Source organism: Microbacterium sp. B19, from assembly GCF_000333395.1.
GTDB lineage: Bacteria > Actinomycetota > Actinomycetes > Actinomycetales > Microbacteriaceae > Microbacterium.
In genome coordinates this window covers 19,763-27,443 of the sequence record NZ_BADA01000195.1, presented here as the reverse complement: position 1 = coordinate 27,443, position 7,681 = coordinate 19,763, and the positions used below count along the sequence as shown (strand labels likewise).

7 protein-coding genes are annotated in these 7,681 nt (G+C 70.5%); 3 read left to right on the top strand and 4 right to left on the bottom strand.

Features of this window, described 5'->3' with window-relative positions:
• On the bottom strand, positions 1 to 923 hold a 923-nt coding region (locus I5G_RS07310), incomplete at its 3' end, for a PEP/pyruvate-binding domain-containing protein (protein ID WP_026095734.1).
• On the bottom strand, positions 920 to 1,786 hold the full coding sequence (locus I5G_RS07305) for a pyruvate, water dikinase regulatory protein (RefSeq protein ID WP_022878470.1): 867 nt from the start codon (positions 1,784 to 1,786) through the stop codon (positions 920 to 922). The genes I5G_RS07305 and I5G_RS07310, both read right to left, overlap by 4 nt.
• A 142-nt stretch (positions 1,787 to 1,928) precedes the next feature.
• Between I5G_RS07305 and I5G_RS07300 the strand changes: the two genes are divergently transcribed.
• A complete protein-coding gene (locus I5G_RS07300; RefSeq protein WP_022878469.1) occupies positions 1,929 to 2,279 on the top strand; it encodes a hypothetical protein in 351 nt (116 codons plus the stop codon).
• 36 nt (positions 2,280 to 2,315) lie between these two features.
• Here I5G_RS07300 and I5G_RS21225 read toward each other — a convergent pair whose 3' ends face one another.
• Complete coding sequence (locus I5G_RS21225; protein ID WP_022878468.1) at positions 2,316 to 3,323, bottom strand: serine/threonine-protein kinase; 1,008 nt, start codon at positions 3,321 to 3,323, stop codon at positions 2,316 to 2,318.
• Between the two features lie 236 nt (positions 3,324 to 3,559).
• On the bottom strand, positions 3,560 to 4,213 hold the full coding sequence (locus I5G_RS07290; RefSeq protein ID WP_026095733.1) for a hypothetical protein: 654 nt from the start codon (positions 4,211 to 4,213) through the stop codon (positions 3,560 to 3,562).
• Between the two features lie 123 nt (positions 4,214 to 4,336).
• Here I5G_RS07290 and I5G_RS07285 point away from each other — a divergent pair, with 123 nt between their 5' ends.
• Positions 4,337 to 5,551, top strand: a complete 1,215-nt coding sequence (locus I5G_RS07285) for a HupE/UreJ family protein (protein WP_026095732.1) — start codon at positions 4,337 to 4,339, stop codon at positions 5,549 to 5,551.
• Between the two features lie 116 nt (positions 5,552 to 5,667).
• Positions 5,668 to 7,656, top strand: a complete 1,989-nt coding sequence (locus tag I5G_RS07280; RefSeq protein WP_022878465.1) for a metallophosphoesterase family protein — start codon at positions 5,668 to 5,670, stop codon at positions 7,654 to 7,656.
• Positions 7,657 to 7,681: the final 25 nt, after the last annotated feature.

Below are 7,681 nucleotides of genomic sequence, written 5' to 3'. Positions count from 1 at the left end.
TTCTTCGCGTGGGCGATGAGCTGCGCCGCGGCCTGAATCTGCTTGCCGTGGGCCTTCGTCACGGGACGGTAGCCGGGCAGGTCGATCTTCGGCGGCCAGACGAACGGCGCCGAGTTCTGCTGCGCGTCCTTGGTGATGTCCACGAGCACGGGGCCGGGGCGACCGGTGGACGCGATCTCGAACGCGGCAGCGATCGCGCCGGGGATCTCCTCGGCGGACTTCACCAGGAAGGAGTGCTTCGTGATCGGCATCGTGATGCCGACGATGTCGGCCTCCTGGACGTCGTCGAAGCCGGACTCGGTGTCGAGCGTGAACATCACGCCCGAGGCGCCGACGTCCGAGCGCACCATCCGCTGCACGCCCGCCGACAGGGCGACCTCGTGGTGGTCGAAGCCGTGGTGCGCGCGGTACGCGATCGCGCGGTCGTTGTACAGCGACGCGAACACGCGGCGGATCGCCCGCAGGATGTTCTCGATTCCGCCGATGTTCAGGAAGGTCTCCTGCTGCCCCGCGAACGAGGCATCCGGGAGGTCCTCCGCCGTCGCGCTCGAGCGCACGGCCCACGTCACGGCATCCGGGTCCGTCTCGTTCGCGACGAGCGCGGCGTACGCGGCGCGGATGTCGGCCTCGAGGTCGGCGGGGAAGGGCTGCTCCTCGATCCACGCGCGCACGCGGCCGCCGAGCTGGCTGAGGGCGGCGACGTCTTCGACGTCCACGCCCCGGACGGCGTCGGCGATGCGGGCGTCGAGGCCGCCCTCGGCGAGGAAGCGGCGGAAGGCGTCGGACGTGGTCGCGAAGCCCGGAGGGACACGGATGCCGGCGGATGCCAGGTGCGACACCATCTCGCCGAGCGAGGCGTTCTTGCCGCCGACGTGGGCGAGGTCGCTCATGCCGATCTCGTCGAAGCGGAGGATGTTGGTCATGGGGTGGGCCTTTCTCGGGGTCGGTCCCGCAGGTTCATGGACTGCAGGATCACGGCGGACATCTCCTCGACGCTCCGGGTCGCGGAACTGAGGAACGGGATGTGGGTGCGGCGGTACAGGTCTTCGGCTCGGCGGATCTCGAGGGTGCACTGCGCGAGGCTCGCGTAGGTCGAGTGCGGACGGCGTTCGTGCCGCACCTGACTCAGGCGCAGGGCGGTGGTGGTGAGGCCGAAGCAGCGGTCGGCGTGCGGCGCGACGATGCGCGGCAGGCCGTCGGTGGGGAAGTCGTCGTCGGTCAGCGGATAGTTCGCGACCAGCAGCCCGTAATGCAGGGCGAGGTACATCGTCGTGGGTGTCTTCCCGCAGCGCGAGGGCGCGACGATGATGACGTCGGCGTTCGCGAGGTCGCGTCCGCTCTGGCCGTCGTCGTGCTCGATCGCGAACTCGACCGCCCGCATGCGGCGGAAGTATTGCTCGAGGTCGCCGAGCCCGTGGTACTGCCCCGCGCGGGTCTCGGCCGTCGCGCCGAGCTCGGCCTCGAGTTCCGTCAGGTGACCGGCCAGGAGGTCGATGACGACCGCACCCGCCCCGGCCAGACGGGCCCGGATGCCGGCATCCTTGAGCGTCGCGAAGACGATCGGGGACCCGCCGCCCGCCGCCGCCCGGCGGAGGTCGGCCTGGAGGGAGTCGACCGCTCTCTCGTCGACGAAGGGGATCGTCCGCCGCTCGAAGCGCGCGCCCGGAAAGTTCGCGAGCAGCGCATTGCCGAGCGTCTCAGCGGTGATGCCCGTGCTGTCCGACACGAAGAACACCGGGCGCGTGGCGGTCGCGAGCGCGGCGGTAGCGTCGAAAGGAAGTGGCATGTGACGACGCTAGGGGTGTTTCACGTGACCTTTGCGACCAATATGACCGAAAGAACCCGCGATCTTACGTCTGTGGTAACCGTGCGGGGGTGCGACGACCGTTCTTCCCCTCCCGTTCACTCGCTGCCGCCGGATCGGACACGTGCGCCCGACACAGTGGAGCGCCGAGAGGTGGTTCGAGATGTCGGTGGCGTTCCTGATCGCATGGGCTCTCGCGACGACGGCCGCCCCGGCGCCCGCGCCGGAGCCCGCGCCCGGCGTGGAGATCATCGTGGTCGAGGTGCCGGCGAGTTCGCGGCAGACCCCGACGCCGACCCCGACTCCCACGCCCGCACCGACGCCCGTGGCATCCGTATCGCCCCACCCGGGAGCGCAGGGTCAGCTCCCCGCGACGGGGTGGGATGCCATCACCCTGGCGATCGCGTCCGGCCTCGGCGTCGCGGCGCTCGCCGTCGGCGTCGCAATCCGGCGCGCGCGGCGGCGTCGGGTGTGAGCCGCGCGGCGGCGGCGTCGGGTGTGAGCCGCGCGCTCAGCGGTAGTGCGTGACCCAGGCCCAGATCGGGGGACGCCGGCGTCGCGTCGCGGTCTCGCGCGCTTGGTGCACCGCACGCAGGGCGGCGACCGGCTCGGCGCCCGCGGCGCTCTCGTCCGGTTCGTCGGGCGCTGCCTCGGCCACGGGCCCCGGCGCTGCCACCGCGGACCCCTCGGCGAGTTCGATCGCGAGCTCGGCGACCTCGATCGCGGTGGGCCTGGCATCCGGATCCGGGTCGGTCATGGCCGTGAGCAGGAGCTCCCAGCCGTAGCCGAACCGCGTCGGGATCTCGGGGTCGTACGAGAGCGGGGCGAGGAGGAGTTCCTGCACGGCCCCACCGCTCAGGGGACGTTCCGCGGTCAGCGCCTCCATGGCGAGCTGGCCGAGGGCGTAGATGTCCGAGGCGGCGTGGGGCTCCTCCCCGTGGAGCCGTTCGGGCGGGAGGTACTCCCGGTCGTCGACCGGCGTCTCGGGGGCGCGCTCGCCGAGGAGGTGCGTCACACCGAAGTCCGCGAGGATGCCGCGGAAGGGGCGACCCGCGTTCCGCAGGGGGCGGAGGAGCACGTTCTCGGCCGTGAGGTGCCGGTGGACGATCCCCAGGTCGTGGATCGCGGCTAGTCCCAGCGCAACGTCCCGCAGGATCGCCGCGGCCAGCGGGGGAGAGAGGGGTCCGCGCTTCTCGAGGTGCTGCCGCAGGGTCGGGCCGTGGATGAACTCCATCACGAGGTAGCCCTCGCCGCCGTGGCCGACGTGCGCGTCGTAGATCGTCACCAGCGCGGGGTGGTCGAGCGCGGTGAGCATGCGCGCCCCCGCGAGACGGCGGCGCGAGTCGGGAGCCGCCGCCGGGTCGACCTCGAAGACCTTCACCGCGACGTCGCGCGCGAGGATCTCGTCCCGCGCGCGGAAGAGACGACCGCCGCCTTCCGGGAGCCGCTCGAGCAGCCGGTAGCGCCGCGCGAAGACGTCGCCGAGGGCGGGCACGGGCGTCGTGTCGGTGTCACGCATCCGGTCGTCCTCTCGGGTCCACGGTCGGGACCCGGTGGTACTCGCGGGTGCTCGGCTCGTGCGCACGACGGGGGCGGGAACCCGCCCGTCGCGGTGCGCTCGACGTTACTCACGGAAATTCCTGCCGTCGGCCCGATGACACGCGGCATCCTCGCGGTCCATAATGTCAGGCGCGTTTTTCCCGCGTGAGGCGCCGAAGGTCGTCGCCTCGGGGCGCGCCGATGGCGACTCGCGCGTCACTCGATCCAGAGGACGATGCCGCGCTGGCCGGTGAGCACCGAGGTCACGCCGGCCCGGACGGCCGCGGCCGCGCGTTCGGGGGTGAAACTCGCGGGGTCGTACGCGGAGGCCTTGCCGAGGCCCTCGCCGCGGTAGGCCGCGCCGGTCCAGTCGGCCGCGGTGACGTTCTCGGTGGGCTCGGCGAGTTCCGCCCCGATGATGAGGAACTGCCGGTCGAGGTGGTTGGCGGTCACCGTCGCGAGCGGGTCGACGAGGGCATCGCCCGCGCTGATGATGAGGTCGGGATTCATCTGCATCGCCTCGACCGCGCCGTCGATCATGTCGGCATCCGCGTGCACGACGCGCAGGTCCGCCCGCGTCTCGGCCGCCCAGTCCTGCACCGCGTTCACGAGCGTCGCCGTCGGAGCGTCGTCGCCCACGGTCAGCAGCACCACGCGGTATCCCGCGGGCGGCCGCACCCCGTCCCACGACCCGGCCTCGGGCGCGTAGGTCGCTTCGGGCGCCAGCGGGGTCGGTGGGGCGAACCCCGCGCCGGGGGTTCCGATCGCGGCCGGGTGCGCCCGCATCTCGCTCCACCCGGATGCCGAGGAGCACCCCGTCATCACCATCGCCGCCATGATCACGGCCGCCATCGTCGTCCTGCGCCTCACCGCTCCACCCTGCGCGACGCGGGTGGCGCGCGGGAGAACGCGAGGCACACGTTCCGTTTCCGTTCCCCCTCCCGGGCACAACCGTTCACACCCGCGGGGCACTGTCGTCGCGGAAAGGTCTTCATGTCTGCTGTGATCCGACGCGCGCTGCGTGTCCTCGTCTTCGGCGCGGGAGTACTCGCGCTCCTGTTCTCGGCGGCCCCCGCCCAGGCCCACGGAATGTCGTCGGTGGCCTACGCCGATCTCTCCAGCGGGGGGACGGGAGTCGTTCGGGCGAAGCTCCAGCTCGAGTACGACCTGCTCGTCGTGTCCGCCGCCGACGCGGCGAAGAACGACGCGCTCTTCCAAGAGGGCACGGCGGCGTTCGAGGCGGACGACCCGACGCAGCAGGCCGCCGCCCTCGAGCAGTACCGCGGCGAGGTGACGAGCTACGTCGCGCGGCACTTCCGCATCGACGCCGGCGGCGCGGACTGCACTCCGGCCCTCGCCGACGACGTCACGATGACGCACCAGGACGGCGTCCCCTACGCCGTCCTCACCATCGACTACGCGTGCCCGCCCTCCGAGAACGGCCACGAGGTCGTCTCGACCCTGTTCCCCGACGACGAGGGCTTCGTCAGCGGCACGAAGACGATCCTCACGTACGCGCTCGACATCCACGAGGGAAGTACGGTCCTGGATGCCGAGCACCCGTCGTTCACCACGGCGCAGACGACGCTCGAGCGGTTCTGGGAGTTCTTCCGGCTCGGTGCCGAGCACCTGCTCACCGGGATCGACCACATCCTGTTCCTGCTCGCGCTGATCGTCGGGTCGCGGCGGCTGCGTGAGGTCGTGATCGCCGCGACGACGTTCACGCTCGCGCACTCCGTGACGTTCATCCTCGCCGCGACCGGGCTCGTCGCGGCCCCCGCGGAGATCGTCGAGCCGACGATCGCGCTCTCGATCGCGGTCGTCGGCGCCTGGTACCTGTGGCGCCTCTGGCGCGGCGGCAAGGTCGATCAGGACCTCTCGCACGCTCACGGCTTCCTGCGGCTCGACCGCGCGGGCTGGCTGCGCGTCGGCGTCGTGTTCCTCTTCGGGCTCGTGCACGGCCTCGGCTTCGCGTCCGCGCTCGGCATCGACGAACCGTGGTCGTGGACGCTCCTGTGGTCGCTCCTGGTGTTCAACATCGGCATCGAGGCGGTGCAGATCGGCATCATCGTGATCGTCTTCCCGCTACTGGTGCTGCTGCGCCGCCGCGCTCCCCGGATCGGGATGTGGGCCAGCGGCATCCTGGCCGTCATCGTCACCGTGGCCGGCCTCGTCTGGTTCGTGCAGCGCATCCTCGGGATCGAGTGACGTTGCCCTGATCGATAGATGTGCACGGTCAACCATTCACGCGATGGTCACCCTCGGGGAACAGCGTGGAACGGCCCGCCCGACCGCGGGCCCCTCACCTAGAGAAATGGACAGCCATGCTCCTCACAGCATCGACGTCGCACGGGGCGCGCACGCGTCGCCGTGTCTCGTGGATCGCAACGGCCGCCGTCGGCGCGTCGCTCGTGCTCTCCGGCGCCGCGATCGCCCCGGCAGCCTCGGCCGACACCACGGCCACCCTCTCCGGCATCATCCTCGGTGTCGGAGCCGACGAGTCGCAGCGCAACGTCAGCTGGTACTCCTCGGCCGACACCGCGCAGACGGTCCAGGTCGCCCCGACCTCGACGCTGGTGGACGGGGAGTTCCCCGCCACGGCGACGACGTTCTCGGCATCCGGTGCCGCCAACACCTCGACGACCGGCTTCAACCGTCACACGACGATCACGGGCCTCGCCGAGAACACGGCGTACTCGTACCGCGTGGGCTCCGACGGCAACTGGTCGACCACGTACTCGTTCAAGACGCAGTCGTTCGAGGGCGACTACGACTTCCTCTTCTTCGGTGACCCGCAGATCGGTTCGTCGGGCAACATCCCGAAGGACCAGGCGGGCTGGGTGGACACGATGAACGTCGCCGTGAACGCCAACCCCAACGCCGAACTGCTCGTCTCGGGTGGTGACCAGGTCGACGCCGCGAACAACGAGGACCAGTGGAACGCGTTCCTCGCTCCCGACCAGCTGCGCCAGTACCCCTGGGCCGCGACGATCGGCAACCACGACGTGGGCGGCACGTCGTACGAGCAGCACTTCTACACCCCGAACACCGACCGCTCCGGCGCGTACTACCGCAAGGGCGCCTCCAGCATCGGCACCGAGTCCGGCGGTGACTACTGGTTCATCTACAAGGACACGCTGTTCATCGACCTCAACAGCAACAGCTACGCCACCTCGCAGGGTGGTGGCGGCGACGACGCGCACGTGGCGTACGTCACCGATGTCGTGAACAAGCACGGCGCCGAGGCGAAGTACACGGTCCTCGTGTACCACCACGCGATCTACTCGCCGGCCGATCACGCGAAGGACGGCGACAACAAGGTCCGCCGCGTCGACTTCCCGACGACGTTCTCGAAGCTCGGCGTCGACCTGGTCCTCCAGGGTCACGATCACAGCTACTCGCGTTCGTACGAGATCAAGAACGGCGCCAAGGCCAACGCGGACGAGCAGCCCGGCCAGGACGAGGTGTTCGAGGGCCCCGGCGGCGTCGTCTACGTCACGGCGAACTCGGCTTCCGGCTCGAAGTACTACGACATCACGGCGCCGGACAACAGCGGCACCAGCGGTGCCGGAAACGGTGCCGACCCGCTGAACCCGGCCAACTACTGGTACAACTCCGTGCAGAACCAGGAGCACGTCCGCACGTACGTGAAGGTGCAGGTCCAGAAGGACCAGCTCGTCGTGCAGAACATCCGCTCCGGCAACTGCGCCGCCCCCAACGCGGCCGTCGAGCTCGGCAAGGTCCTGTGGTGCGGCCCCGACAACGGCACCAAGCCGGCCGAGGCCATCGGCTCGATCCAGGACGAGGTCAAGATCCACCCCAACCACGGTGACGGCCAGGACATCCAGGTCGACGTCCCCACGACGGCCCCGGGTGAGTTCGGCTGGACGATCAACGGTCACAACGGTCTCGTCGACCTCGGCACGGCGGAGGAGAAGAACTTCCAGTACTTCGAGGCCACCGGTGAGATCAACCCGATCACGGTGACCGACACCCGCGCCAGCAAGGCCGCGTGGTCGATCTCCGCGTCGGTCGGCGACTTCGTCGACGGTCAGAAGACCTTCGAGGGCAAGTACCTCGGCTGGACGCCCAAGGTCGTCACGCCGGGTGCCGGTGCCGTCGCGGGTGCCGCGGTCGGCTCGGGCTACGACGGGGGCGACGGTCTGTCGGTCTCGCGCTCGCTGAGCTCGGCGCCCATGGGCCACGACCGTGGTGCCGGTGTCGTCGGTGCCGACCTCGACCTGAAGATCCCGAACACGATCGACAAGGGTAGCTACCGCGCGACCCTGACCCTCACCGCGCTGGCCGGCTGACCAGCGATCCGGACCGGCGGGGAGC